The 25,156-nt window shown below is 62.2% G+C and carries 33 protein-coding genes; 22 read left to right on the forward strand and 11 right to left on the reverse strand.

Annotated elements, in window-relative coordinates; translation table 11 throughout:
* Window position 1 precedes the first annotated feature (1 nt).
* From QA635_RS14870 to QA635_RS14895, 6 genes are all read left to right on the forward strand, one after another.
* On the forward strand, window positions 2–760 hold the full coding sequence (locus tag QA635_RS14870) for an ABC transporter ATP-binding protein (protein ID WP_075968244.1): 759 nt from the start codon (window positions 2–4) through the stop codon (window positions 758–760).
* Entirely contained in the window at window positions 757–1,473 is a 717-nt protein-coding gene (locus QA635_RS14875; protein WP_283069948.1) for an ABC transporter ATP-binding protein, read from the forward strand. Before QA635_RS14870 ends, QA635_RS14875 begins: the two co-directional genes overlap by 4 nt.
* A gap of 110 nt (window positions 1,474–1,583) precedes the next feature.
* Window positions 1,584–2,783: a CaiB/BaiF CoA transferase family protein gene (locus QA635_RS14880; RefSeq protein ID WP_283069949.1), complete on the forward strand. Its 1,200-nt coding sequence runs from the start codon at window positions 1,584–1,586 to the stop codon at window positions 2,781–2,783.
* Between the two features lie 67 nt (window positions 2,784–2,850).
* Window positions 2,851–3,576 (forward strand): enoyl-CoA hydratase/isomerase family protein, encoded by a 726-nt coding sequence (locus QA635_RS14885; protein WP_283069951.1) that lies wholly within the window; start codon window positions 2,851–2,853, stop codon window positions 3,574–3,576.
* Complete coding sequence (locus QA635_RS14890) at window positions 3,577–4,032, forward strand: MaoC family dehydratase (protein ID WP_283069953.1); 456 nt, start codon at window positions 3,577–3,579, stop codon at window positions 4,030–4,032.
* A gap of 3 nt (window positions 4,033–4,035) precedes the next feature.
* Entirely contained in the window at window positions 4,036–4,890 is an 855-nt protein-coding gene (locus QA635_RS14895) for an HpcH/HpaI aldolase/citrate lyase family protein (RefSeq protein WP_050383900.1), read from the forward strand.
* 86 nt (window positions 4,891–4,976) lie between these two features.
* Here QA635_RS14895 and QA635_RS14900 read toward each other — a convergent pair whose 3' ends face one another.
* From QA635_RS14900 to QA635_RS14910, 3 genes are all read right to left on the reverse strand, one after another.
* On the reverse strand, window positions 4,977–6,128 hold the full coding sequence (locus QA635_RS14900) for an OpgC domain-containing protein (protein ID WP_283069954.1): 1,152 nt from the start codon (window positions 6,126–6,128) through the stop codon (window positions 4,977–4,979).
* Between the two features lie 164 nt (window positions 6,129–6,292).
* Window positions 6,293–6,568: a hypothetical protein gene (locus QA635_RS14905; protein ID WP_283069955.1), complete on the reverse strand. Its 276-nt coding sequence runs from the start codon at window positions 6,566–6,568 to the stop codon at window positions 6,293–6,295.
* A gap of 161 nt (window positions 6,569–6,729) precedes the next feature.
* Window positions 6,730–7,368, reverse strand: coding sequence for a LexA family transcriptional regulator (locus QA635_RS14910; protein WP_016847350.1), 639 nt, complete (start codon window positions 7,366–7,368; stop codon window positions 6,730–6,732).
* Between the two features lie 128 nt (window positions 7,369–7,496).
* Here QA635_RS14910 and QA635_RS14915 point away from each other — a divergent pair, with 128 nt between their 5' ends.
* The 4 genes from QA635_RS14915 to QA635_RS14930 all read left to right on the forward strand — a co-directional run bounded on the left by QA635_RS14915 (window position 7,497) and on the right by QA635_RS14930 (window position 11,059).
* A complete protein-coding gene (locus tag QA635_RS14915; protein WP_283069957.1) occupies window positions 7,497–8,057 on the forward strand; it encodes a GcrA family cell cycle regulator in 561 nt (186 codons plus the stop codon).
* 94 nt (window positions 8,058–8,151) lie between these two features.
* The gene (locus QA635_RS14920) at window positions 8,152–8,727 is read left to right on the forward strand and encodes a DUF6456 domain-containing protein (protein WP_283069959.1); all 576 of its coding nucleotides are present in this window, start codon (window positions 8,152–8,154) and stop codon (window positions 8,725–8,727) included.
* A gap of 352 nt (window positions 8,728–9,079) precedes the next feature.
* Window positions 9,080–9,502 (forward strand): GFA family protein, encoded by a 423-nt coding sequence (locus tag QA635_RS14925; RefSeq protein ID WP_026193083.1) that lies wholly within the window; start codon window positions 9,080–9,082, stop codon window positions 9,500–9,502.
* A gap of 294 nt (window positions 9,503–9,796) precedes the next feature.
* On the forward strand, window positions 9,797–11,059 hold the full coding sequence (locus QA635_RS14930; RefSeq protein WP_283071652.1) for a CaiB/BaiF CoA transferase family protein: 1,263 nt from the start codon (window positions 9,797–9,799) through the stop codon (window positions 11,057–11,059).
* Between the two features lie 247 nt (window positions 11,060–11,306).
* Here QA635_RS14930 and QA635_RS14935 read toward each other — a convergent pair whose 3' ends face one another.
* Window positions 11,307–11,465, reverse strand: coding sequence for a hypothetical protein (locus tag QA635_RS14935; protein WP_225645895.1), 159 nt, complete (start codon window positions 11,463–11,465; stop codon window positions 11,307–11,309).
* Between the two features lie 52 nt (window positions 11,466–11,517).
* On the opposite strand from QA635_RS14935, the gene QA635_RS14940 reads away from it, so the two are divergent.
* Window positions 11,518–11,700 carry a hypothetical protein gene (locus tag QA635_RS14940; RefSeq protein WP_016847357.1) on the forward strand — a complete coding sequence of 61 codons (183 nt, stop codon included), beginning with the start codon at window positions 11,518–11,520 and terminating at the stop codon, window positions 11,698–11,700.
* Between the two features lie 25 nt (window positions 11,701–11,725).
* Here QA635_RS14940 and QA635_RS14945 read toward each other — a convergent pair whose 3' ends face one another.
* The 4 genes from QA635_RS14945 to QA635_RS14960 form a co-directional block, all read right to left on the reverse strand.
* Window positions 11,726–12,046 carry a cupin domain-containing protein gene (locus tag QA635_RS14945; protein ID WP_075968246.1) on the reverse strand — a complete coding sequence of 107 codons (321 nt, stop codon included), beginning with the start codon at window positions 12,044–12,046 and terminating at the stop codon, window positions 11,726–11,728.
* Window positions 12,043–12,729 (reverse strand): YqcI/YcgG family protein, encoded by a 687-nt coding sequence (locus tag QA635_RS14950; protein WP_245288834.1) that lies wholly within the window; start codon window positions 12,727–12,729, stop codon window positions 12,043–12,045. The genes QA635_RS14945 and QA635_RS14950 overlap by 4 nt, the downstream gene beginning before the upstream one ends.
* A 94-nt stretch (window positions 12,730–12,823) precedes the next feature.
* Window positions 12,824–14,116, reverse strand: a complete 1,293-nt coding sequence (locus QA635_RS14955) for an MFS transporter (protein ID WP_283069961.1) — start codon at window positions 14,114–14,116, stop codon at window positions 12,824–12,826.
* Window positions 14,116–14,850: a hypothetical protein gene (locus QA635_RS14960; RefSeq protein ID WP_283069962.1), complete on the reverse strand. Its 735-nt coding sequence runs from the start codon at window positions 14,848–14,850 to the stop codon at window positions 14,116–14,118. Before QA635_RS14960 ends, QA635_RS14955 begins: the two co-directional genes overlap by 1 nt.
* A 42-nt stretch (window positions 14,851–14,892) precedes the next feature.
* Here QA635_RS14960 and QA635_RS14965 point away from each other — a divergent pair, with 42 nt between their 5' ends.
* From QA635_RS14965 to QA635_RS14975, 3 genes are all read left to right on the forward strand, one after another.
* Window positions 14,893–15,912: a GlxA family transcriptional regulator gene (locus QA635_RS14965; RefSeq protein WP_283069963.1), complete on the forward strand. Its 1,020-nt coding sequence runs from the start codon at window positions 14,893–14,895 to the stop codon at window positions 15,910–15,912.
* A gap of 165 nt (window positions 15,913–16,077) precedes the next feature.
* A complete protein-coding gene (locus QA635_RS14970) occupies window positions 16,078–17,211 on the forward strand; it encodes an alpha-hydroxy acid oxidase (RefSeq protein WP_283069964.1) in 1,134 nt (377 codons plus the stop codon).
* Window positions 17,212–17,354: 143 nt separating this feature from the next.
* Window positions 17,355–17,558, forward strand: a complete 204-nt coding sequence (locus QA635_RS14975; protein WP_283069965.1) for a hypothetical protein — start codon at window positions 17,355–17,357, stop codon at window positions 17,556–17,558.
* Window positions 17,559–17,571: 13 nt separating this feature from the next.
* Here QA635_RS14975 and QA635_RS14980 read toward each other — a convergent pair whose 3' ends face one another.
* The gene (locus QA635_RS14980) at window positions 17,572–17,757 is read right to left on the reverse strand and encodes a hypothetical protein (RefSeq protein WP_018272817.1); all 186 of its coding nucleotides are present in this window, start codon (window positions 17,755–17,757) and stop codon (window positions 17,572–17,574) included.
* 218 nt (window positions 17,758–17,975) lie between these two features.
* Here QA635_RS14980 and QA635_RS14985 point away from each other — a divergent pair, with 218 nt between their 5' ends.
* Window positions 17,976–18,329, forward strand: coding sequence for a phasin (locus QA635_RS14985; RefSeq protein WP_016847366.1), 354 nt, complete (start codon window positions 17,976–17,978; stop codon window positions 18,327–18,329).
* A 26-nt stretch (window positions 18,330–18,355) separates the two neighbouring features.
* Here the strand turns inward: QA635_RS14985 and QA635_RS14990 are convergent, their stop codons facing one another.
* Window positions 18,356–18,616: a hypothetical protein gene (locus QA635_RS14990; protein ID WP_050383887.1), complete on the reverse strand. Its 261-nt coding sequence runs from the start codon at window positions 18,614–18,616 to the stop codon at window positions 18,356–18,358.
* 213 nt (window positions 18,617–18,829) lie between these two features.
* Between QA635_RS14990 and QA635_RS14995 the strand changes: the two genes are divergently transcribed.
* The gene (locus tag QA635_RS14995) at window positions 18,830–19,132 is read left to right on the forward strand and encodes a hypothetical protein (RefSeq protein WP_057020638.1); all 303 of its coding nucleotides are present in this window, start codon (window positions 18,830–18,832) and stop codon (window positions 19,130–19,132) included.
* Window positions 19,133–19,234: 102 nt separating this feature from the next.
* Here the strand turns inward: QA635_RS14995 and QA635_RS15000 are convergent, their stop codons facing one another.
* Window positions 19,235–19,420 carry a hypothetical protein gene (locus QA635_RS15000; RefSeq protein ID WP_092082963.1) on the reverse strand — a complete coding sequence of 62 codons (186 nt, stop codon included), beginning with the start codon at window positions 19,418–19,420 and terminating at the stop codon, window positions 19,235–19,237.
* Window positions 19,421–20,133: 713 nt separating this feature from the next.
* Between QA635_RS15000 and QA635_RS15005 the strand changes: the two genes are divergently transcribed.
* The 6 genes from QA635_RS15005 to QA635_RS15030 all read left to right on the forward strand — a co-directional run bounded on the left by QA635_RS15005 (window position 20,134) and on the right by QA635_RS15030 (window position 25,064).
* The gene (locus QA635_RS15005; protein WP_283069966.1) at window positions 20,134–20,295 is read left to right on the forward strand and encodes a hypothetical protein; all 162 of its coding nucleotides are present in this window, start codon (window positions 20,134–20,136) and stop codon (window positions 20,293–20,295) included.
* The gene (locus tag QA635_RS15010; protein WP_283069967.1) at window positions 20,296–20,550 is read left to right on the forward strand and encodes a hypothetical protein; all 255 of its coding nucleotides are present in this window, start codon (window positions 20,296–20,298) and stop codon (window positions 20,548–20,550) included. It begins immediately after the preceding gene.
* A gap of 214 nt (window positions 20,551–20,764) precedes the next feature.
* Complete coding sequence (locus QA635_RS15015; RefSeq protein WP_283069968.1) at window positions 20,765–21,034, forward strand: hypothetical protein; 270 nt, start codon at window positions 20,765–20,767, stop codon at window positions 21,032–21,034.
* 1,120 nt (window positions 21,035–22,154) lie between these two features.
* Window positions 22,155–23,441 carry a PBSX family phage terminase large subunit gene (locus QA635_RS15020; RefSeq protein ID WP_283069969.1) on the forward strand — a complete coding sequence of 429 codons (1,287 nt, stop codon included), beginning with the start codon at window positions 22,155–22,157 and terminating at the stop codon, window positions 23,439–23,441.
* 464 nt (window positions 23,442–23,905) lie between these two features.
* Complete coding sequence (locus QA635_RS15025; RefSeq protein WP_283069970.1) at window positions 23,906–24,295, forward strand: hypothetical protein; 390 nt, start codon at window positions 23,906–23,908, stop codon at window positions 24,293–24,295.
* A 31-nt stretch (window positions 24,296–24,326) separates the two neighbouring features.
* Entirely contained in the window at window positions 24,327–25,064 is a 738-nt protein-coding gene (locus QA635_RS15030; RefSeq protein ID WP_283069971.1) for a hypothetical protein, read from the forward strand.
* The last annotated feature ends 92 nt before the right edge of the window (window positions 25,065–25,156 follow it).

The following is a 25,156-nucleotide window of genomic DNA, read 5'->3' on the forward strand; positions in this document are numbered from 1 at the left end:
CATGCTGGAGATTCGCGGACTCTCGAAATCCTTTGGCGGCGTCAAGGCGACCGACAACGTCTCGCTCGACTTCGCCGACGGTTCGCTCACCGCCGTGATCGGTCCCAACGGCGCCGGCAAGAGCACATTCTTCAACCTGATCACGGGCGCGCTGCAACCTGATGCCGGGCAAATCTTGCTCAACGGCGTCGACATGGCGGGCAAGGCCCCGCCGGAGATCGTGCGACATGGCATCGGCCGCGCCTTCCAGGTCGCGAGCATCTTCCCGTCGCTGACGGTGGAGGAGACGATGCTCGCTGCCGTCTGCGCCGATCAGCGCCGCGCCGGCGTGATGCATCGCCGGTTTCCGCTGGCCGAGACGCGCGACCGCGCCGAGCATGCGATGGAGCTGCTCGGCCTCGCCGGCAAGCGCAACCGGACCGCCGCAACGCTGTCGCACGGTGACCAGAAGCTGCTCGATATCGCGCTCGCGCTGGTGCTCGAGCCCAAGGTGCTGCTGCTCGACGAGCCGACCGCGGGCATGGGTACCGAGGAGCGCTGGCGCATGATCGACAAGGTGCGCGAGCTCTGGGAGAAGCAGAAGATCACCGTCGTGTTCATCGAGCACGACATGGACATCGTGTTCAAGATTGCGCCCCAAATCGTCGTGCTGTGCTACGGCCGGATCCTGGCGACCGGGACGCCGGACGCGATCCGCAGGAACGATGCCGTGATCGAGGCCTATCTCGGCAGCGACGACCACGCGGGAGCGGTGGCATGAGCGCGCAGCCGGTGGTGCAGGTCGAGGACCTCGACGTCTATTATGGCACCAGCCAGATCCTGTTCGGTGTCGGCCTGTCGGTGCGGCAGGGCGAGACCATGGCGCTGCTCGGCCGCAACGGCGCCGGCAAGTCGACCACGATGAAGGCCATCATGGGACTGGCGCCGGCGCACCGCGGCAGGGTGACCCTGCGCGGCCAGGTGGTCTCGGGAATGCGGCCGCATCACATCGCGCGGGCCGGGCTCGGCTTCGTGCCGGAAGACCGCCAGATCTTTCCCGAGCATACGGTGGAGGACAATCTCGTCATCGGCCAGAAGAAGGGGCCGGATGGCGAGGACGAGTGGTCGATCCGCCGCGTTTATGACGTGTTCCCGCTGCTCGAGCCGCTGCGGCACCGGATCGCCGGAAGGCTGTCCGGCGGTGAGCAGCAGATGCTGGCGATCGCCCGCACACTGATGGGCAATCCGGTGCTGCTGCTGCTGGATGAGCCGAGCGAGGGGCTGGCTCCGATCATCGTGCAGCGCATTGGCGAACTGCTGCGGCAGCTCCGCGGCACCGGTGCCACAGTATTGATCGCCGAGCAGAACATGCATTTTTGCCTTGGCCTTGCGAGCCACGCGACGGTTATCGACAAGGGACAGATCGTCTACACATCCTCGATCGAAGAGCTGAAGGCCAACGAGAACATCCGGCAGCGCTATCTGGCGCTGTAGGGCATGATCCGGGAAAAGCGCGCAGCGGTTTTCCCTCGCGACAAGCGCGTAGCGTGTGCGCGGGGATCATGCCCAAAGGACAGGGCTCTTCGACGGCGATGGGAGGACAAATGGCGGGCAAGCTGACGCCGACGCATGAAGCGCCGTATCGTGGGCTGAAGGTACTCGATTTCGGGCAAGGGATTGCCTCGCCCTATTGCGCGATGCTGCTTGGGGTCTACGGCGCCGACGTCATCAAGGTCGAGCCGCCGGAGGGCGACTGGTCGCGCTATCTCGGCACGACCTACGGCAATCACACCACGCTGTCGGCGGTCTACAACCGCGGCAAGCGCAGCCTGTGCCTCGACATGAAGCACAAGGACGGGATCGCGATCGCGCAGCTTCTGGCGCGCGAGGCCGACGTCCTCATCGAAGGATTTCGCCCGGGTGTCGCCGAGCGGCTCGGGCTCGGCTATCAAGGCCTGTCGCGCGACAATCCCGGCCTGGTCTACCTGTCGGTCAGCGGCTTCGGGCAGAGCGGCCCGTACGCCAAGCGGCCCGGCTCGGATTCGGTGGCGCAGGCGTTCTCGGGGCTGGTCTCGGTCAATGTCGGCGCCGATGGCGTGCCGCATCGGGTCGGCACCACGATCTCCGACGTCGTCACCGGCGTCTATGCGTTCCAGGCCATCGCCACGACGCTGTTCGCGCGTGCCACCGTCGGCACTGGCCGCTGGATCGACGTCAATCTCTGCCAGTCGACGTCGGCGCTGCTCGGCCACAAGGTGGCGGAGTTCATCCTCGAGGGCGGCGCGCCGCGCGCGCTGAACGTTCCGGCCGGCACCTACCAGACCCAGGACGGCTGGATGATGGTCACCCTGGTGAACGAGCCGCAATACAAGCGGCTGTGCGGTGCGATCGGCCGTGAGGACCTCGCCGGCGATCCGCGTTTTGCCGACTTCGCCCGCCGCGCCGACGCGGCCGACGCGCTGATCCCGCAATTGCGCGAGGTGTTCCTGACCCAGGCGACGGATGCCTGGCTGACGCGGCTGCATGCGGCCGATATCATCGCCGAGCGGATCCTCAATCCCGGCGAATGGCTGCGCAACGTCCATGTCGAGGCGACCAGGGCGTCGGTGCGCCAGGACACACCCGGCGTCGGCGCGGTCTACACGCCACGCACGCCGGGGATCGCGGGCCTGTCCGAGGATCACCTTTGCCCCGCGCCTGACGTCGGGCAGGATAGCCGCGCCGTGCTGACGGAGGCCGGCTTCGGTTCCGCTGAGATCGACGCCCTGCTGCTGTCGGGCGCCGTGCGGCAGGCCAAGAGCTAACGGGAGGCAACACATCATCAGCACCGACCTCGTTCGTTACTCGGTCACCGACCAGATTGCGGAGATCGTGCTGGATCGCGCGCCGGTCAACGCACTCAGCATTCCCCTGATCGATGCGCTGCTGGCGGCGCTGGCGAAAGCGCGCGATGACGACGCAGTGCGCGCCGTCGTCATCAGCAGCGCCCATAAGGTGTTTTGCGCCGGCCTCGATCTCGACATCGTCAGGGGCAAGCCCGCGATCGAGACCAAGACATTCCTCGAGCGGCTATACTTTGCGTTGAACGATACGCAGTATCGCATGGGCAAGCCGACCATTGCGGCGATCGATGGCGCGGTGCGCGCCGGCGGCATGACGATCGCGATCTCCTGCGACATGATTGTCGCGGGCGACGGCTCGACCTTCGGCTATCCCGAGATCGATGTCGGCCTGATCCCGGCGATCCATTTCGTGCAGTTGCCGCGGCTGGTCGGAAAGCACCAGGCATTCGGCCCGCTGTTCCTTGGCGAGCCCTTCGATGCCGCGACCGCCTTTCGCATGGGGCTGCTCAGCGAGGTGGTGCCGAAGGGCACCGCGCTCGCGCGGGCCCGCGAGATCGCACGCAAGCTCGCGGCGAAATCGCCGATCGTGATGAAGATCGGCCGCGACGCCTTCATGCGCGCGGTCGATGCCGATTTCCGCCGCTCGGTGGAAAACACGGCGGAAAGCTTTGTTGTGGTCGCATCGACGGAAGATTGCCAGGAAGGGCTGAATGCGTTCGTCGAAAAGCGGGCGCCCAACTACAAGGGACGGTAAATGGCTGGATTGTATTTCGAGGAGTTCGAGGTCGGGCAGGAATTCCACCACGAGTTCAGCCGGACCGTGACCGAGATGGACAACACCATGTTCAGCCTCCTGACCATGAACCCGCAGCCGTTGCATATCGACGCGCATTTCTCCGAGAAGACCGAGTTCGGCCAGCGACTGTTCAACAGCCTCTATACACTCGGCATCATGATCGGCATGAGCGTGTACGACACGACGTTGGGAACCACCGTCGGCAATCTCGGGATGACCGACGTCAAGTTCCCGAAGCCGGTGTTCCATGGCGACACGCTGAAGGCGCACACCAGGATCATCGGCAAGCGCGCCAGCAAGTCGCGGCCGACCCAGGGCATCGTCGAGTTCGAGCACACCATGACCAACCAGCACGGCGAGGTGGTGGCGAGCTGCCGCCGCACTGGCCTGATGCACTGCAAGCCGAAGGCGTAAGCGATGCGATCGTTCCTGTTCGTTCCCGGCGACAGCACCCGGAAGTATGAAAGCGCGAAGAAGACCGCAGCCGATGCGCTGATCCTCGACCTCGAAGATTCCATCGCGCCGGACCAGAAGGTGGTTGCGCGGGGCATCACGCGCCAGATGCTCGATGCGCGCAATCCGGAGCAGAAGCTTTATATCCGCGTCAACGCGCTCGACACCGATCTGACGCTCGGCGATCTCGCCGCCGTGATGCCCGGCAAACCCGATGGAATCGTGCTGCCGAAATGCGCCGGTGCCGCCGACGTCAACCGGCTCGCGCTCTATCTCGACGCATTCGAGGCCGCCTCTGATATCGCGCAGGGCACCACCCGGATCGTGACGGTCGCGACCGAGACGGCGCGGGCGGTGCTGAAAATCCTCGATTTCGAGAACATGAGCCCGCGGCTGTGGGGCATGATGTGGGGCGCGGAGGATCTCGCGGCCTCGCTCGGGGCAACGCGCAATCGCAGCGATGGCCGCTATCACTCGCCCTTCATCCTGGCGCGCGATCTCTGCCTGATCGGCGCGGCCGCCGCCGGCGTCGTCGCGATTGATACCATCGCGACCGACATCAACGATCTCGATGCTTTGAAGGCCGAGGCGGTCGCCGCGCGCCAGGATGGCTTCCTCGCCAAGGCCGTGATCCACCCCAAGCACGTCGACGTCGTCAATGCGGCCTTCATGCCGACGGATGAGGAAATCGCATGGTCGGAGCGGGTGATCGCCGCGTTCGCCAATAATCCATCGGGGGTCGCCAAGATGGACGGCAAGATGCTGGATAAGCCGCATCTGCGCGCCGCGGAGAAGATCCTGGCGTCGCGCAGGAAATAGTCGGGGAGGCGGGCTCGATACCGCGATGTTGCGCGATAGCGAGGCGCGGCTGCGGCGGTCGCTGGCGATCGACTAAACCGCAGGAATCAGGAATGAGCGACGGCCGACTTGCCGTCCTGCTGCTTCGACCACGAGACGTAGTAGGCGACGGCCGTCATCGCCGCGATACCGGCGATGCTGACCGCGACCTGCCTTGCCAGTGAGTATGGGCCCGTAATCAAGATCAGATGCGCAGCGAATGAGAGGAAGACGCCTGCACAGAACACGGCCAGCCATTCCTCGCCGCACTTGATGATCGGCTGCAAGGCGGGAGATCGCAGGTATTCCCAATCGCGCGGCACCAGCCAGCTGAACAGGAATGTCAGGACCAGGAAGTGCAGGATGCGATGAGGCGCGATCTCCTCCCGGTCGTTTGGCAGCAGCACATCGCTCAGCCCACTCGGCATCATTTGCGCGAGTGCCGGGATATCGCTGATCGAGACAATTGTCAGGGCGAACAGCAGATACAGCAACGCCATGGCGCGCAGCGCGGGAGCCGCCTGCATCGCGCGGATCGCGGGCGCATATCGCGCGCCGATCAGCGCGAGCCAGCCGCCCATCACGAACAGCAATTGCCAGCAGAACGGATTGAGGTACCAGTCTCCATACGGATATGACGACAGGTTCCAGTCGAGCAGCCGGCCGGCCGCATAGAGGGTCACGGATGCGACGACCGTCGCGTTCGGCACGTACAACAGCCCGAACACGATGATGGGCTGGAACGCCATCAAGGCAATGGTGAGTTGCAGCACGTCGAGATTGAGCGGCTTGGCTTGCAGGAACAGGCCGTAGATCAACGTCCGGATCGGGTGATCGATGAAGCCGGTGATGTTGAACTCGCTGATGATCTCGGGCGCCGCGGTCCGGGTGGCCACATAGCTGATCAACTCGACATAGATCACGAACAGAACGATATAGGCGGCATAGAGCTGCCATACACGCTTGAAGATGCGGGTTGCGGCCACCAGGAATCCGCGTTCCAGCGTCATCCTGGCGTAGATGAGCGTCACGGCGTAGCCGCCCACGAATACAAAAAGGTCGGTTGCGCCGCTGAAGCCGAAGTTGCGCATGGTCAGCGCGCCGACGACGTTGTGCGGAATATGGTCCAGAAACAGAAACCAGTTTGCGATGCCAAGCAGCAGCGCGATCCTGAGATCGCCATCGGCTTTCGCGATCTCGGCGTTTGTTGTCGAAGTCATCTGAAGCTGAAATTTGCCGGCCCGAGAAACGAATCGCTAGTCTAGAGGGAACCCGCGCCTGGCCCGAATAGACTTTGCGTGAACCCTATCTAGTCTGTTTCGGGTTCCGGCCAAGTGGCCGGCTCAAGAAAGATCACGTTTTCGCAATCAACTCGTGAGCGGTGTCAGACCGGCTCGTGTTTGCGCAGGTCGCGGGCATGATCCAGCATATTGGCTTGCACGTTCGCGCCGGTCACGGGGAGTTCCGGCAAGGCGGCCTCGGCCAGGAGGTCGTCCGTGACATCCTCGACCGAACGCTCGGCAATCTCGTGAATGAAGCTGATGTTCGCATATTCTCCCGAGGCGATTCGTGAGACGACGTCGCGTCGTGTCATTTCGGGATCGACGATCGCCTCGCGGCCACGGCGGCCATAGTCGATCATCACGACGAAATACTGCATTGCCTGATCGTTCGATGTTCTGACTGTCACCGAGCATTATTTCCGATAATCGGAAGCGTGTCAAGGTGAATTGTTGAAAACCGAAATTCACGCAAGCACGGCCGGACCGATTCGGCCCGCAGGCGTCCGAATCGGTCCGGCCGGTCCCTGAAGCAGCGCGGTTACTTCTCGGACGATCGCCCGCCCTGAGTCCGGGCAGATTTGCGACCCTTCGCCGCCGACTTGCCGCGCAGCCTTTCGATCTGGCCGCGGGGCAGGGTGACGCAGATTTCGCCGATCCATTCGAGCTTTACGCCGTTGATCGGCTTGGCATTAAAGCTCTTGAGGTTGACGGTGCCGGACGAACTGCCGCGTTCGATCGTCTTCAGATACCGCTCGCCGCTCTTCAGCCGGACCGCAGCTTCCTCTCCGTAGAAGCTCGACAGCGGATAGCGCTGCTCGCGATACACCACGATGACGTCGCCGTTCTCGTATTTCGGCAGCATCGAATCACCCGAGACCTCGAAAGCGACGGTCTCCTCCGTCATCGGGAACGGAAGCTCGATTTCGCCGAGACCCTCCGGCGGGACCTGCTCCAGTTCCGGCTGGATCGAGGCGCCGGCGCCGACCCGGCCCACGATCGGCACCGAATTCAACTCCAAATACTCCATGATCGGGGCGATCTCGGATGCCTTGATCAACCTTATTCCCGACAGGATTTCGGAGACCGCGCCGGCCCGAACCCCCATCGCGCGGGCAAGCCCGCCTTTGCTCTTCCCAGTCTTTTCCAGTGCTCGTTCGATCAGCGCCGCGTCCAGCATGTTTCATCCTTTCCCAAACCCGGAGACACTATATCCGTTACGATTATCAGAAACAAGCTTGACTTTTTTCTTCGGAATATCGGAAGGTGTGCGAGGCGCCGGCGGAATGACAGAAACGGGAATTTGGAATGGAAATGATGAACTGGCTGCCGGAGCATTCGGCAGCCCTGCAGGATCTCCGCGCCCGCGGCTTGTCCTATTCGGAAATCGCTGACACGATCAACGCTACCTTCAATACGGCCTATACGCGCAACGCGGCGCTCAGCCGAGCGCAGCGCATGGGGTTGGCGGGCCTCGAAAGGCTCGAGCCGTCCCTGCCGGGGCACCTCGATCCGCCCAAACCGTCCTTGCCGGAGCTCCCAAGGATCGGGCGGCTGCGTGAAGGGCACACTGAACGGACGCCGGATCTGCTTCGCGGGCCAAAGATCTTCACTGAAACTGTGGAGATGCCGCAGCTTCGTTGCGCGGCGGTCGTGCCGCGGCACCTTTCGCTGCTCGACCTCAAGCCCGGAGACTGTCGCTATCCCTATGGCGGAGATAGCGACGGCGAGACGATGACCTTCTGCGGTCATCCGTGCCGGTCGGGCTCGAGCTACTGCACCCCGCATTTTCACCTGAGTCGCGATCCTGAGGCCACGGCGAGGCCGGTATTGAGCGGCGCCTGGCTTCAAGCCATCGGGGCCGGTTGAGGCAATTCATCACCTGACCGACGGACATCGGTCCGCAACTGCGATCGCGCGGAAGCCTCCGCGTGCCCATCATCAGACATTTTGGAGGTTACCAATGCCGCGAGCCAAGCGCCGGAAGCCGTACGATCCCGCCGGAGCGCACGATCGACGTGCCCAGGATCTGCCCTTTAATGCCGAGGTGGCGACCGTCGAGGTCGACGATCCCCTTGCGCTCGACCTGGGCGAGAAGATCGTTGCCTTTCGCTCGATCCGCAACGATCCGCTCGGCCGGTTGCACGCGCACCGCCAGATCGACGATACGCAATATCGGAGTGGCCGGGCGTTCCAAAACGACTGGGAAAAGGCCGAGCGCGGGCCGCGCGCGGTGGATACGACACGCGAATTCGTCGATGGCGGCCTGCGACGAGAGCCGATCACCGAGGGGCAGCGCGAGGCGACGCTGCGCCTGAATCGCGCCGAGCATGAGCTCGGCGCCGACGGTTCGGCGCTGGTGCACGATGTCCTGATCCTCGGCATGACCATGGAGCAGGTTGGACAGCGGCGCGGGCTGTGTACGCAGCGCTGGCAGGACTATTTTGCGCGGCGTTTCAAGGAATGCCTGGATCGGCTGGCGCTGATGTACGGGCTTGCGACGGCAAGCAGGGTTCCGGTGAAGGACCGTCCGCGCTGATCTGACGTGATTGCTGCCGTGCCGGTTTGCCGCGCAGGAATCCGGCACGCTCACGATATGACTGTGCCTTGCCTCACACTGAACTCCCTCCTTGTGTGCGGTCGGGCTTGGGCCCGGCCAAGGCTGTGAAGATGGTCGACAGCGGCGCGGACTCTCATGTAACTTCCGTCGCGTCGACGACCTGCCTGCATTCGAGGCCTCTCGCGCAAGGAAGGGTCTGGTACGTCCACGCAAGGGAGTTCGCCGCGGCTACGCACCTGTCTACATCTTCTCTGCATCACGAACACCACGAGCAACGTGGATCGATGCCGACGCGGAGCCCAATCAAAATAACCCAAGGGAGAAACGACCGATGAATCACACTGGAAACTGCTTTTGTGGCGCCGTCGAACTCAAGGTCAGCGGAGAGCCTGAGGCAATGGGCTATTGCCACTGCCGTTCATGCCGTTCCTGGTCCGGTGGTCCGGTGAATGCGTTCAGCCTCTGGAAGCCCGAGGCGGTCGAGGTCACCAAGGGCGCCGACCACATCGCGACATTCGAGAAGACCGCGATGAGCCAGCGCAAATATTGCACGAAGTGCGGCGGTCACCTGATGACCAACCACCCGACGCTCGGGCTCGTCGACGTGTTCACCGCAACGATCCCGACGCTGAAATTCAGCCCAGGCGTTCACGTCAACTATTCCGAGGCAGTGCTGCAGATACGCGATGGCCTGCCGAAGTTGAAGGATTTTCCGGCTGAGTTCGGCGGCTCCGGCGAAATGATCGCCGAATAGCTCGAAGGGTCCCCATCACGAAAGCGGGTGGCGGCGGCGTGCCGCCACCCGCCTGCGTATGGGCTCCGCGCCCCACAGTTCGGTATCCGGCAGGCTTGCTTCGTATGCGAGGCGTCCGACAATGTCGGCGGCCGCCGGGTCGTCATTGGCCATTGACAGCCATGTCGGACGAAGGTCCCGCCCTGCAAAATCCGGGTTTGGTTTTGCTGACGAGCTTCCGCTAAAAGGCGAGCAGTGCCGGTCTTGGCAGGGACCGTCGTATTTCGCCTGACAAAATAACAGAGGAAGCGTCAGATCATGACCAGACCAGAATTGCCGGGGCGCGCGCCGCGCGGGGAGGGAGTTCCGACGGCGCTCGACGGCCTGCTGGTCGTCGACTTCACCCGCGTCGTGGCCGGCCCGGCCTGCACGCAAACGCTGGCCGACTTCGGGGCCGAAGTCATCAAGATCGAGAATCCGGACGGCGGCGATGACACGCGCGCCTATGAGCACGCCGAAATCGGCGGGGAGAGCGCGGCGTATCTGAGTCTCAACCGCAACAAGCGTGGCATTGCGCTCGATTTCAACAATCCGGCGGCGCTCGAGGTCGCGCGCGCGTTGATTGCCAAGGCCGACGTCGTGGTGGAGAATTTCTCCGGCGGCGTGATGAAGAAATTCGGTCTCGATTATGCGTCGGTGGCGCCGACCAACCCGCGGCTGATTTATTGCTCGATCTCCGCCTACGGCCGCAAAGGCGATTTCGCGCTACGCCCGGGCTTCGACCCGATCACGCAGGCAGAAAGCGGCTTCATGTCGCTCAACGGCTTTCCGGATGGCGAGCCGGTGCGCACCGGGCCGCCGATCGTCGATATGGCAACGGGCATGTCGGCCTGCAACGCTATTCTGCTGGCGCTGATTGCGCGCGATCGGCTCGGTCGCGGTCAGCAGGTCGAGGTCGCATTGATCGACACCGCGGTGTCAATGACCGGCTTCTACGGCATGGCCTATCTCATCAATGGCAACAATCCCGGCCGTTTCGGCAACTCTCCGAACGGTTCGCCGACCGTCGGCGTCTATCGGGCGTCCGACGGTCCGCTCTACATGGCCTGCGCCAATGACCGGCTGTATCGCCGGCTCGTCACCGACGTGCTGGAACGTCCGGATCTCGTCACCGATCCCGAGTTTGCTCACCGCAAGGCGCGTACCGCCAACAAGGAGAAGCTGCGCGCGATCATTGCCAGCGTATTTGCGGGCGACACGCTCGAGAACTGGATGGCGAAGATGAAGAAGGCCAACATTCCGGTAGGCTATCTGCGGACGGTCGAGGAGGGGTTCAACGCGCCCGAGGTGCGCGACCGGCATCGCCTGAGCAGGATTGTGCATCCAACCGCCGGCTCGGTGCCGAACATCGAGTCGCCGGTCAATATGAGCCTGACGCCGAGCGTTGATCCTGTTGCGGCTCCGCTGCTCGGTCAGCATACCAAGGACGTGTTGAGCAAGACGCTCGGCTACGACGACCGGCGCATCGCCGCGCTGGCCGAGGCCGGCGCGTTCGGCAAGGCAGGCAACACCGGCTAGAGCCTTCCGTTCCGATGGAATCGGAACGGGGCTCTGGCTTCTAGTTTAGACGCGTTTCCTTGACGCGAACCGGTATCCGCTTCGCTCGAAAACGCTCCGGCGTGCTCGGCCTGCACAAAAGATCAACTATTCGCAAACCAACCTGACGGCAGGCGAGAGGAAAGCCTCTCGCCTGGCGAGATATCTTTCAGGCGTCGCAGGCCCCGGCGCGTCGCCAGCGGCCCGGGATCTGGTCCGTTTCGGGAACTCAGTTCGGCTTGCTGCGCAAGTTGTTCCTTGGCATACTTTCAACTTCCTCGGGTTCCGCCCGATCAATCTCGAGGCGTGCCATCCGGAGGATGAGGGTTGCCGTGGTGAGGCCGAGGCGTTCGGCCTCTTGTGCTGCGGTGTCGACCTTCTGGGCCAAGCCTTCACGCTTACCTGGGTATGCCATTCGTAATCCTCACTTAAGGTGCGAGATGAAAAATCCCACATACGTTGCAGAGCTGCAGAAGAAGCTCGGAGCTCCATCGAGCGAAACACTGGAAAGCCTGCGACTGTTGAAGGCTTTCCTTCGACTTGCGCCCGACCAGCGTTCCGAGGTCATCGAACTGGTCGAACGTTTGGCGGTTGAGCCGCCGCGCGATCCCTCACTGTCCTGAGGTGCTCGCAAATCCTTCCTGTGCGTCAGTTGTTCATCGGCTTGGCGGGTGTTTGCGTCGCGATCACGTAGATTGCGCCGCCCTCGAGCGCTTCGGATTGATGCCGGGTGCCGGCCGGCAGCAGGATGGTATCGCCGGCGCCGACCACCCGCTCGCCGCCATCCCAGATGAAGTTCAGCCGGCCGCTGATGATCATCAGGATCTCGTCGACCGGATGGGTATGAAACTGATGCACCTTGCCGGCCGCATCATGCTGCAGTTCGACCGAGCCCTGGGCCGGGAGCAGGTCCAGGATCTCCGTGTCGATGGCAAATTCAGTCTTCGTGCCTGCGATGATCTGGGTCATGCTGCCTGCTCCTTGTTCGCGATCGGTTGCGCCTTGTTCTGCGCGAGCTTGGCGAAGGGGCAGCCCGAGCTCGCATTGTTGTCGTCGTGCAGGAAGTACTGCAGGTACTCGCGGCCGTCGGTTGCGCCGTAGCGGCCAAGAAGCGGGGAGGGGCTCGCGCTGTCGTACGGGATCAGGCGCTTGCGCACCTCCGCGAATGCGGCGTTCGCAGCCTTCTCCGTCCCGAGGATCTTCTCGAACACCCAGCGCGGCTGGAACGTGAGCATGAAGGCGCTGGACCGGCGGCTCTGCCGCATCACATGCGCGGGCGTCGTGCAGACCACAAAGATCGGCTCGCCCGCAAACGAGAACTCCCACATCGGGTGGTCGATCTGTTCCGGAATCTCTGATGGCCACGGGTTCTTGTCCAGCCGCGCGAGCTGATCGAGCGTCAGCCACATCTTGCGATAATAGGCATCGAGCGTCTGTACCGGGCGCGGCCGCGTGAATACGATCAATGAGGTGTTGGGACCGAACGAGCGCGCCTGCGAGACATATTGCCCGAGTTGCTCGCCCAGCACTGCCACATCATACGGATCGAGGAAAAGGTAGCGGAGCTGGTCCTGGCGATGTCCGGTCACGCCGAACACGCAAGGGAACGGCCTTGCCTCGCTGCTCATCTGCGCTTCAAACTCGGAGAACATCACGCTCTGCCAGCTGCTGACCGGAAAGTTTGACGCGACTTCGCCTCTTCTCAAGAACAAGCGCTCCATAACACCCCCTACACTCATAACGACACTAACGAGCTATCAACTTGCTTCTCATCAACAGCGGCCCGGCAATGCCGGGCAGCGACATGAGAAGCAGAATGACAATCAAGGCGCTGTAGCCGCCGTCGCCGATCGCGGCCGTGTTGTGTACGGCGTCGGTCCCCGAGGCGTTGCTGGCGGCGAGCATCGCGAAGCCGATGATGGGCTGCGAGATGCCGGCGAAAATTCCGGCGGCCGTGGTGTTCACGGATGCGCCCACACCGATCAGATCGGCGGTGTAGAGCTTCTTGACGCATTTCAGCACCAGCGGAACGGTGCCGCCGGCGACGAGCCCCAAGGCAGTGAACGCGACGGTGACGTAGGCGAGACCAAATGTCTGGGCGATCGGCGGCAGCAACATCGCGATCAGCAGCATGCGCAGCACGCAAATGCCGATCAGCGCGCGGTCAAGCGCCGCCGCGGCGCGATCGGCAGCGTGACCCAGGAAGATCGAGCCAAGCGCATTGCCGATCATGAAGGCGAGCAGGGGCGTGCCGGCCGCTGTCGGGGAGATATGGAAGAAGTGCGCGACCATCGGAATGCCCCAGACGCCCGACAGTGTGGTCACTACCGCGAAGTGCGACGCAAACGTCATTGCGCAACCCCAGTTCGCGACATGGGCCAGCGATTGCCGCGCGGCGAGCACCACGCCCTTCAGCGTCTTGTTGCTGTGCGAGGCCGGATCGGGCTTGAGCGCGAGCTTGGCGAAAGCGAGGTTGGCGAGGCCAATGCAGGCGATGAACAGGAAGCAGGCCCGCCAGCCAAAGCCTGAGACCGCGGCTGCAAGCGGCGTGGTCGCGATGACGCCACCGACATAGCCCGAGACCTGCGAGATGCCCGACATCATGCCGAACCGCTCATCCGCGAAGCTCTGTGCCACGAGCTTCAGGAGTGCGGTGAAGACCAGCGCATCGCCGCAGGCGACGATCAGGCGTGCAACAAAAACGTCGAGCAGGTTCGGTGCCAACGCGAACGCGGCGCTGCCGAGCGAGGAGGCGATCATGCTGACGAGAACGACGCGCTTGACGCCGTAACGGTCGACCAGAAGGCCTGCCGGAATTTGCATCAAGGTGTAGCCCCAGAAGTAGCTCGAGGCGAGCATCGCAACGCCGGCCGCGTCGGTGTTGAAGTCGTGCATGAAATTGAGGCTGACCGACTGCGGCGATACGCGCTGCAGGAAGGCGATGGCGTAGGCGATGGCCACCGCCGTCCACGCGAGATAGGCGCGATCGGTGAAGCGCGACGTCGGGGCATAAACAGCTTGTTGTCCGAGCATCGACATCACACCCTCGCGTAACCCACCGAGAAAAGGGCATCCGCAGAATTCGGAATCTTCCGCGACATCGCGGCATCGACCAGCGACGCGGTGCCATGATAGGCCTGCCGATGGTGCTTAATGTGGCAGTAAGCGCCACGCATGATCATGTCGGGCAGTTCGAGCGGCTTGCCCGGATAGAGCGAGGTGCACATCTCGATACAGGCCGCCTGCAGGGCGAGATCCTGCGTATCGTCGAGCAAGGATGGAGTCACTTTTTCGCAAATCTTAGCGTTCGCTGCCCAGACGATCGGGTTGCGGGTTCGCCAGCCGTAGAGCACGTTGCCCTCGGCTCTCGCGGCGGCACCGGAGCATTTCAGGACTTCCGATGTGAAGAAGCCGTAGAAGCCGCGGCCCTGGTGCGCCGGGAGCACTTCCGTGCCGCTGCGATAGATTCCAAGTCCGGCCGACATCTGCAGGATGCGGTAGACCGAGAAGGCAACGAGGCCAGACCGATCGTAGACAAGGATCAGGCTATACTTCTTGTCGAAGGGCGAGGAGGTTGTTGTCCAGTGCGGCTCGGTGGCCTGCCAGTTGACGGCAATGATGCCATTCATGGCGTCCATCAGCGGCTGACGGTCGCAGGCTTCGACCCGGGAGGCATCGGGTAGACTGTAGATCGCGTAATCCGTCCAAGGCGATTTGATCGCCTCGTATCCGCTGCCCAGATTTCGCGACATGGCAGAGCTCCAGAATTCCATTGCGAGCTATACAGGGCAGCCTCGAATGGCTTAAAGGACAATATGCCCTCGAAAACTGCCAAAGCGCCCCGGCCTGAGCCGCGCGACAAGAAAGCAACGCGGCGGGTCGCGATCGTTGCCTTTCCCGGTGTGACCTTGCTCGACATCTCGGGACCGGCGCAGGTGTTTGCAGAACTGGAAGCGATCGAGCTGCCGGGACCGGACTACTCGCTGTCCTACCTGTCGACCTCCGGCGGGTTGGTGCCGACCGATGTCGGCATGATGATCGACACGGCGCCGATCGACAGTATTGCGGCCGCCGAGGTCGACACGCTGGTGATCCCCGGCGGGCCCGGCATCTGGAAGATCCGCAACGACGCGAAGTTGATGAACTGGATCGCGGACGCGCTGCCCAAGGCGCGCCGTATCGCGTCGGTTTGCCTTGGCGCATTTGCGCTGGCCTGGACCGGGATTCTGGACGGTAAGCGGGCAGCAACGCACTGGCGTTATTGTCCCCGTCTGCAGGATAGCTTTCCCAATATCCGAGTTGAGCCCAACGCGATCTTCGTCAAGGACGGACGGGTCTGGTCATCGGCCGGGGTCAGCGCCGGCATCGATCTGGCACTCGCCATGATCGAGGAGGATTTCGGCCACACCATCGCGCTCGATGTCGCGCGCAGACTTGTGGTGTTTCTGAAACGGCCGGGCGGTCAGAGCCAGTTCTCCACCGTCCTTGCCGCACAGGCATCGGACGTCGAGGGACGCTTCAGCGCGCTGCACGCCTGGATCATCGAGAACATCACGAGCGACCTCAAGGTCGAGACCCTCGCGGAAAAGGCGGGGATGACGCCTCGCACCTTTGCCCGGACCTATGTCAGCCGCACCGGCATGACACCCGCAAGCGGCGTCGAGGCGCTGCGCGTGGAGACGGCGCGCTTGCTGCTCGAAAGCCGCCAGATCGGCGGCGTGGTCGAGGTCGCCAAGCGCGCGGGATTTGGCGATGACGAACGAATGCGGCGGGCCTTCCTGCGCCACCTCGGCGTATCGCCGACCGAGTACCGAAACCGGTTTTCGGGCAGCTAGCTAGCCTCCTGCGAGGCCGTCTGGATGCGGACCGCTTCGCGTCGAAAGCCGATCTATCTCACGAGCGAATAGCTGGCCTTCGCTGGCAGGATTCGTGGCTCAAGGTGGTAGCTTTTCCGGTTTGTCTGCGGCTAATGTGCCGGCCAAATCGGGAGAAGAAACACCATGAATGACGGGACCCCCATTCGACAGGCGCGCAATGTCGAACTCGGCGCCAGCGGCGAGGAATTCCAGAACCTGCACGAATTCGCGCGAAAGGCCCGCGCCAAGCTGAATCAGAACGCCTGGGACTACATCGTCGGCGCCTCGGAGACCGAGACCACGATGCGCCGCAACAGAATGGCGCTCGACGAGATCGCGTTCCGGCCGCGCGTCCTGCGCAACGTCATCAACGTCGATCCTTCCACCGAGGTATTCGGACGCAAGCTTCGGCTTCCCGTGATGATCGCCCCGGTCGGCGCGCTCGAGATCTTCGATCCGGATGCGGGCGCGGCCGTTGCGCGCGGAGCGGGAACGTTCGGCGCGGCGCACATGCTGAGTTCGGTGTCCGAGCCCGGGCTGGAGAACACCGCCAAGGCGGCACCGGATGCGCTTCGCATCTTCCAGCTCTATGTGCGCGGCGACGATGCCTTTGTCGAGGATGTGGTCAGCCGCAGCATCGACAACGGTTATGCCGCGTTCTGCCTCACGGTGGACACTGCCCATTACAGCCGGCGCGAGCGCGACATAGCCAAGCGCTATGTCCGCGAGAGCCGCATCCGCGCCACCGGTGGCGATTTCCAGAAGGGTCTGGAATGGCGGACGGTGAAGCTGATCAAGGAAAAGTTCAAGATTCCACTTATCCTCAAGGGGATCGCCACCGCCGAAGACGCTAAGATCGCGCTCGACCATGGGGTCGACTGGATCTACGTCTCAAATCATGGCGGCCGACAGCTCGACCATGGCCGTGGGTCCATGCATGTCCTGCCCGAGATCGTTCAGGCGGTCGCCGGCCGTGCCAAGATCATGGTCGATGGCTCGTTCTGCCGCGGCACCGACATTGTGAAGGCGATCATTTCGGGCGCTGATCTTGTCGGCATCGGCCGCCTGCAGTGCTGGGCGCTCGCCGCGGCCGGCGAGGCCGGCATTGTCCGGATGCTTGAACTGCTGGAGGACGAGGTGATCCGCTGCCTCGGTCTGCTCGGCGTCACCAGCTTTGCCGAACTGGACAAATCCTACCTACATCCGGCGACGCCGACCAATCTGCCGAGCGTGTTCAGCGCATTCCCGCTTCTCGATATCGATTCCTACCGCTACTGAGCCGCTGCGAGCAATGTATGAAGCGTTGGAGCGGTCGAGGCATTGTGCGCCTCGATCGCGCCAGCGGCGATCTATCTGTGGTGTCCATGAAGCCGCCGCGGCAACGACAAAGTCTGATCCAAATGCCGCACTAGTCGAGGCGGATGGCAGATAATCCATTCGCGGAATTTTCACTCGAGCGCGCGATCAGCTTGCGCTGGACCTTGCGGGATATTCAGGCCGGCAGGCTCAAATTGTCACCGGTCAGCGACGAGGATCTGCACATCCTCGCTGAGCTAGGTCTTGTCGAACTGCATGACGACGAGCCCGGGCTGACGGAGGCGGGAGCCGCCGTGCTGAGCGATTGAACAGGCGCGCAGCCTAGCGCGCGTTCAGGAAGCTTTCACCGGAATTGCAAGGCGTGCACTGATAGGTCAGCACGTCGTAGACTTGATCGCGCGGCTCGATCAAGGCAAGCCGCATTTGCGTGCCGCATTTCATGCACGGCATCTCTATGCTGGTCTTGAACCGGGTGCAGGTCGGTGTCGGACGAACGGCGCGCAGCATCGGATCCCCTTATTCCCCAGAGACGCGAACGCGACCGACGAAGAAGCCGAATCACTATGCCACAGTGCTGACACGATTGGAATCGGCTGTCGGTCGCGGCTAGGTAATTTTTCCTCAATTGGCCGGAGCGGGTGGGGTCTTCATAGCTCGCGATCCGGCGCTGACGCCGTCACAAACTATGCTAACGTCGCCGGACGCTTATTTCAGGGGGCGCGATCATGATTGAGCCGAAGCTTGAAGTTCCCGCCGAGTTGCGCGATCTCGCGGAAAAGACCATCGACCAGGCCGAACAGGCCTTCAGCCTGTTCTTTGATGCCGCGAGCAAGTCGATGACGTCGATGCCGGGCGCCGGTACCGAGATCTCCAAACAAGCGCTGTCGTTCACCGAGCAGAACATGAAGGCGGCGTTCGAGCATGCGCGCAAGCTCGTGCACGCTACGGATCTGCAGGAGGCGATGCGAATCCAGTCGGAGTTCCTGCGCAGCCAGTTCACCAATGCCGGCGAACACATGCGGCAGATCAGCGGTAGCGTGATGTCGGCGACCAAGGACGCGACGAAGGGCAAGTTCTAGGACGGCGTCGCGGGCCCATCGACGCTTTAGCGCCGGCGCGCGACGGCAACGCCGAGCAGAAACGCGACGAACAGGCTTGCGAGCGGCGCTTCGCGCGTGACCGCACTCACGGTGGCCAGGGCTCCGCCCGGTCGGCGCGAGGTCGCGATGGCATCGCTGAGGCGATCGGCGGCCGCTCGGAGTCCGTCCGACACCTCCGTGATCGTACGCGAGACGTCCGTCGCGGTGTCGATCGCTCGTTCACCGAGTGTGGGTTGAAGCGGGAACTCGGGTGTTTCGGAGCTCATGTGCCGTGCCGCGATTTATTGAAGGCCAGGTGACCGACGTCAGGTGACCGACGCCTTCGCTCTCCGCACGTCTTGAACGACGACGGCGGCCACATATCCCAGAAATTCCGCAGCGGTGGATTGGTTCCACCGACATGCCTCGCTTTCACATCGGGGAACCGGAAACTTACGCGCGGGTCGCGGCTTGTTTCCGTGGAGGAGGCGATGATGACAATGCAGGCGCATGGCATTGCGGATGGCGGTTCGGTCAAGCATCGAAATCGGCATGGTGGCACGCCGCTGTTGGTCGCGGCCGTGGTTGCGATCCTCGGCGTGCTCGGCATGCTGATCGTCGATCACGGTCCGTGGAACAAGCCGAACGTGCAGCCGGCCGCTTCGGCCAACTACTCAACGACCGGCGAGGCGGCGCGAGCCGCTGGCGCAAAGGTAATACCGACCGAGCCCAAGGCACCGATCGAGCCTGATCCACCCGGCCCAAAGCCCGCTCATCCGGCAAACCCGAGCACGCCGCAATAGATACGGGCGTTCGTGGGATCACATCCCGACGCAGGGCGGAGGAATTTGACTCGTCGGGCAAATCGGCGGCACAAAATCATCGTCGGAAATATCGCGGGATGATCAGCGAATGCTGACCAGCATGCCCCACGCTGCTGCAAATCCTGCACCGACGAGAACCAGCACCGGACTATCGCAGAACATGCCGCCATACTGGCACATGGTGGCGCCGAGAGAGCCGATCTGATGATGGCCCGCGGCGTAGAACAGGCCGGACAGGACCGCGAGCACGGCAGCAACGAAATACATCGACGCTTCCTCCTTGCAATCAAATGCGGCGCGGGTCAGTCCGACCGACGCAAGCCAAAACTGTATTGATGTCGATCCAAATATTGTGAGCTGTCCGCTTGACGCGTCGGGCAACTCAACGGCACACTGACATCATCGCAGTGAGCATAGGCGCTTGGCGCCGGCCTGCGCTGCGATTCTGGATCAATGCCCAAACTTTTCGCTCAAGGCGGTTTCTCACCGTCGAAGCCGACGCATCGCATTTTACCGATCGCATTCAGCCCGAAAAAAGGGTTTGACACGTCGGGCAAATCAGGGGCATAATCCGAAAATCAGAAATTGTTGAGCCCGCGCGGAGCAATCCGCGGCGGGCTTTTTGTTTGCCGTTTCACCAATCGGACGGCGGCCGCACCGTCACGACGCCACATCCTCCCAGCCCGTCGCCTGAGCGTCGCAAGCGTGCCGCCGTCCGAACCCTTTGAAAAGAGCAACGAATTGGCCGGTGCGCGCGAACGCGCCGGTCCTGCGGCGCGGCGCAAGCCGGCGCCGCCCGCGGCCCCACTTGTCAGGGATAAGGTTCGCGCCCCAAAGATCGCCACCCGTGCGCGATCTGCCGCACATTCATTCCATGGCCCCATCGCGCGCTGACGGCCGATCAACGAGGTTTGCATGACCGCCTATCTGATATCGCTCGCGCTCGCGGGTCTGGTTGCCGTCGCGTTGTGGGAGCTTGCATGAGCGCCGAGATCATCCAGTTCATTCCGCGCCCGCATCCCAAACGCGAGCAGACGGACTTTCCCACGATCGCATTTCGCTCCGCGTTGCCCGATCCCGAGACGAATTGCATCGACACGGCGCCGAGCGAATACCTCCCGTCCGATTGGCAGGAGAAGTGAGTGGCAAGAACGATTACGCAGATCCGTTCGCTTGCGCGAAGTCACACGAGAAGCGCGATCAACGCACTGGTCGGCGTGATGCGATCGACCAGCGCGACCCCGGCTGCCCGCGTTTCCGCTGCCAATGCCATCCTCGATCGCGGCTGGGGTAAAGCGCCGCAGGCGATCGAGAACGGTGACGGAGCGCTAGAGCTTGTGCACCGCATCGAACGGATCATCGTCGAGCCCGAAGAAGTCGAAGACGAAAATACCTGAGAGGCGAGGGCGCAATCCTCCCTGAGGCAGAGCGCTCGATCTGCCTTTGTCCGATGTCTGTTCGAATACGTTCAATCACTTCACCGCTGGGGCTGGACCACTCCTGTCGCCGCTCGCGGTACCGTGCTGCAGAACCGCCCTACCAGGGCACGGATCAGCATGATATCTATCATGGCGTGCTCCGCGCAAAAAGTGCTGCTATGGCGAGAGTCTGATGTGGATCGTCGCGACGGCCGTTGAACTGCTTGTATTGTTCTTTGTCGACCTCGTTGGTTACAACGTGGCGCGGTTTGTCCTGCCACTTCTTTCGTTTGGAAGAATTAGCGTGGCGCCCGGCATGTCGAACGACCAACGAGAGTTCGGCTGGTTCGGTGCCAGGCGTGACGGGCTCGGAAGAGTAGAGCTGGGGGCGAGCGCTGCCGGCGGAATTGGGCTTATTATCTGTGCTCTCTGTTTAGCGGCGGTCTTGTTCTTCGTGCGCTGATGTAATCGGTGTGGCCGATAAGGGTCTCGGCGGAAGTGCCGGCGATGGCATTCGTTGCGATAGATCGCACGATGTTCGCAGCATTGATCGGATTGGCAGTCTGTTGCGCCGGTCTTGCGGTGGTTCTGCGTTCCGTCCGTCGGTAGCCCCTCCCAAGCGAGCAAATTCTGAAAACACTCGACAACGATAAGACGTCTTCCCGAAATCGCGCATGCGCGGGCCAAATTTACTCGGACCTATTCGGGCGGACCTCGAGCCAAGGCTGAAAGCACTCATGTGGCAGTTGATTCTGGAAGAAGTTGCTCGAGAACTTGAGAGGAGGGCCGCCCAATGGGCGGGACGAAAGGTCTTCCGCAAAACTGTAGATGGGGGCGAGCCGAATAAGCCTGAAGCATATGCCGACAGGATCAATCGAGAGTTCGGGCTCCGCGATTATTTCAAGGCATGGAATCTTTATGATTCGGATCGTGCATATTGGGAAGAACTCTTCGGTAACGACCCTTTGAATTCCCCCGATCATCCTGCCTCACCTCCACGCAACCTGTTGCCGCGCGCGGACGCGCCGCGCAATCCGCGTTATGATTATCTCAATCCGGCGCCGAGGGGGGCTGGCGCCTTCGGCCGGTTTGGCACCGGCGGACAGTTTTCGGCGGGATCAGCTATATCGTCGCAACCGCTCTACGAGACGCGATCGTTCGTGGGGCCACCTGACGGCTCTCCGCAAGAATCGGACAGCAACGGAGCGCCTGTCCGGCGGCTGGTGCGAGTCCCGACGGCGGGCGAGAGCCAGGCCAGATTCGAAGGTGGAGCACCGGCCGTGCCGTTCGTTCCACGCGCTGCGAAACCGGGGCGTCCCGCCACATTCGGCGAGCGCTTCGGGGGATTCGCATCCCCAATCGCTGAGCCTCGGGCTCCCATCGATTGACGGCCTATGCCGAGTCCTCCGTTGCCGCCGTCGGTCTTTCGCTTTCCGGACAATTCCGACATTCCGGAGATGGATTTCAATAATTGGCTTGCCAGTCTGATCAGGCCGCGTGCTCGTCAATGACAGTTCACGGCCGACGATTGCAGCAAGGCAGCTGCCCGGCGCTCAAGCGGTCTTGCCTCATCGAGAGTAGTCTTGTCGATCCTGAAAATTCCAACGGCAAAAGTGTTCGAGCCGCTGTTGCGGCCGGCGCGTTACAAGGGTGCATTCGGTGGCCGCGGATCGGGAAAATCCCATTTCTTCGGCGAACTCCTAGTCGAGATGTGCCAGGCCGAGCGCGGCACGCTGGCGGTTTGCATCCGCGAGGCGCAGCGGACGCTGGCGCAATCATCGAAGCGATTGATCGAAAGCAAGATTGCGTCGCTTGGTGTCGGTCAGGGGTTCAAGAACTATTCGGACCGGATTGCGACGCCCGGTGACGGCGTGATGATCTTCCGTGGGATGCGGGATCATACGGCCGACTCGATCAAGAGCCTCGAGGGCTTCAAGATTGCGTGGATCGACGAAGCGCAGTCGCTGAGCGCGCATAGCCTCGCTTTGCTGCGGCCGACGATTCGTGCGCCAGGTTCGGAATTGTGGGCGAGCTGGAATCCGCGGCGGAAGTCGGACGCGATCGACGATTTTCTTCGGATACGCAAGCCTCCGGGAGCCATCGTCGTCAACGCAAACTGGCGCGACAATCCGTGGTTTCCCGCGGTGCTTGATGAAGAGCGGCGCACGGACCTCTCGCTCTATCCCGATCGCTACAATCACATCTGGGAAGGAGGCTACGTGCAGGCGTTCGAAGGCGCGTACTTCGCGCAGCTCTTGACCCAGGCGCACAAGGACGGCCGGATCGGCAAGGTCGCCGCGGACCCGCTGCTGCCGTTGCGCGCGTTCATCGACATCGGTGGCGCCGGCGCGACCGCCGATGCCTTCACGATGTGGATCGTGCAATGGGCCGGAAGCGAAATTAGGATCCTGGACTACTATGAGAGCGCTGGCCAGGTCCTGGCGTATCACGTGAACTGGCTGCGCTCGCGCGGCTATCAGAACGCGATCCTCTATCTGCCGCATGATGGCATGGCGACCAACAACATCACCGGCAAGCGCTACGAGGACCATCTGCGCGACGCCGGTTTCGCCGTCGAGCCACCGGTGAAGAACCAGGGCCGCGGCGCAGCGATGATGCGCATCGAGGCACTGCGCCGGCTCGGACCGCAACTCTGGTGGAACGAGGCGACGACGGAAGCCGGCCGCGATGCGATCGGCTTCTATCACGAACGCAAGGATGAGGTGCGGAATGTCGGGCTCGGCCCGGAGCACGATTGGTCAAGCCATGCCGCAGACGCGCTCGGCCTGATGGCGATCTGCTACGAAGCGCCGGGTAGGGCAGGGACTTTCAACCGGGTGATCAGGTACAAAGATCAAGGTTGGGTGTGAGGCGATCGCAAATGTGCTCTTCGTCGTACGGCGAAGCCTCCGCTTTTCCATCCGTGTTGAACGACGTTGTTTTTAGCCGATTGGGCGACTGCGCTCTGGCTCCCAATTGAGCTTTGCGTGGTATGCGCGGAGGCGCAGCGACGCCGAGGGCCGATTGACAATGTTCTTGATTCGTTCTAGTTGGTGATAGGAGCGTCTTTTGCACAACTCATGAGTAGCCAGACTGCATTGCCCAACATGGTTCACCTATGGCTGACGGCTGCTCAGACCGTCCACGAAATCTGATCGTGACTCGCCATTTGCCTTCGAGCAGAGAGGTTCGGCCGATGGCTTTGTCGGATACGTTCCAGCATGGGCTGGAGGCCACGGGTAGTGTTCGCGACGGCGCAGCGCCGTTAGTGCTGTCGATCAAAGCCGTGGATTGCAATTGCAGGTGATGCATGAAGGCTAATGGGCGACGTCTCGTGGCCACAACACTTCTGCTCAGCGGATTTGTCGCTACTCCTGCGTTTGCAGCCGACTACAGCGTGGATGTTGGTGTCGAGACCAAAGCCGGCAAGGACGCTGGGTCTCTTGGCTGTGTGTATGAGGAGACCTGCGGGCTGAATATGCCGTCGCTGGGGCTAAGGGTTACTCTTCTCTCGCTCAGGACTGATCCAAGCCGCGTGACCATCTATGTGAGCCGCCATGATCTTAGCTGCTGCTATTTTGAGAGCGCCGCCGACTCCCTTCATGTCGATCGGCGCAAGTCAACCTTCCGGGTACCCATCTTTACTGGTGCGCGGGCCAAGGGCGGCCTGTTTATCCAGAATGAGCGTGTGGGCACTCTGTACCTGCGATTTGACACGCGTTGAGTCATATTAGCGACATTGGAGATTTCGCGACATGGCGACGATTGAACGAAAGCCTCTGCCGCCGCCAGATTACAAGCCGGTTAGGATAACTGAAGCCGATCGGGCAGAGATCATGGCCCAGGCTGACGACGTCATCAACTATTACGTGAATGGGCCAGGATCCTATTTTGAGTCAGATACGCAGCAGCCGCTGGCGGGTGAACTCGGACAAAGCACCGTTGCAGACCTGAAGAACTTTAGGGACAAGGTAATTGCATCGAGGCAGTTTGCTGAGGATCCTGCTTCGATCATCGACGCTGTCGTTGATCAAACAAGAGATCCGCAAAGCCTGGAGATACGGCATCGAATCCTTTTGCGACGGTTCCATCGGGATCCTACGAATCACAATTTTGGCCCGAGGGGGGCGAATGGATCAGTGTTTCCTGCAACCGATAACTTCCGCTTCCTGGCTCGCAGTGTTGCTGGAAAATCGCAACCACCGGTGTTCGACACAGGCACTCCGACCATAGCGTTCGTTCCGCCGGATGGTCTGAAACCCTGGCGCGGCGAGCAGAGTCCGCGCGAGGCGTTGGCAAGCGGAGCGTCCAATCTGCGCCAGCCCGTGCTGACTAAGCAGACTGCGCGACCGATCGGTCTCGTCAGCGGGGAGCCGATGCCTGACTACCTGTTTGGATTGCCGATCTGGGAGCGAACAGAAAGTTCGGGCCAGCGCGATGCGAATGATGATGATTGGTTGATGCATTTGTTCCGGACCTCGGTCGCCAGCTGATTGCGTCGCTGTCGAGCTCGTCTTGCAGCTCTATTCCGAGTCGGGCGCCAGCGCCGAAAGCGATTTCAAATATCCAGCTTCCAATGAGCGCT

The organism is Bradyrhizobium brasilense (assembly GCF_029714345.1).
GTDB lineage: Bacteria > Pseudomonadota > Alphaproteobacteria > Rhizobiales > Xanthobacteraceae > Bradyrhizobium > Bradyrhizobium australafricanum.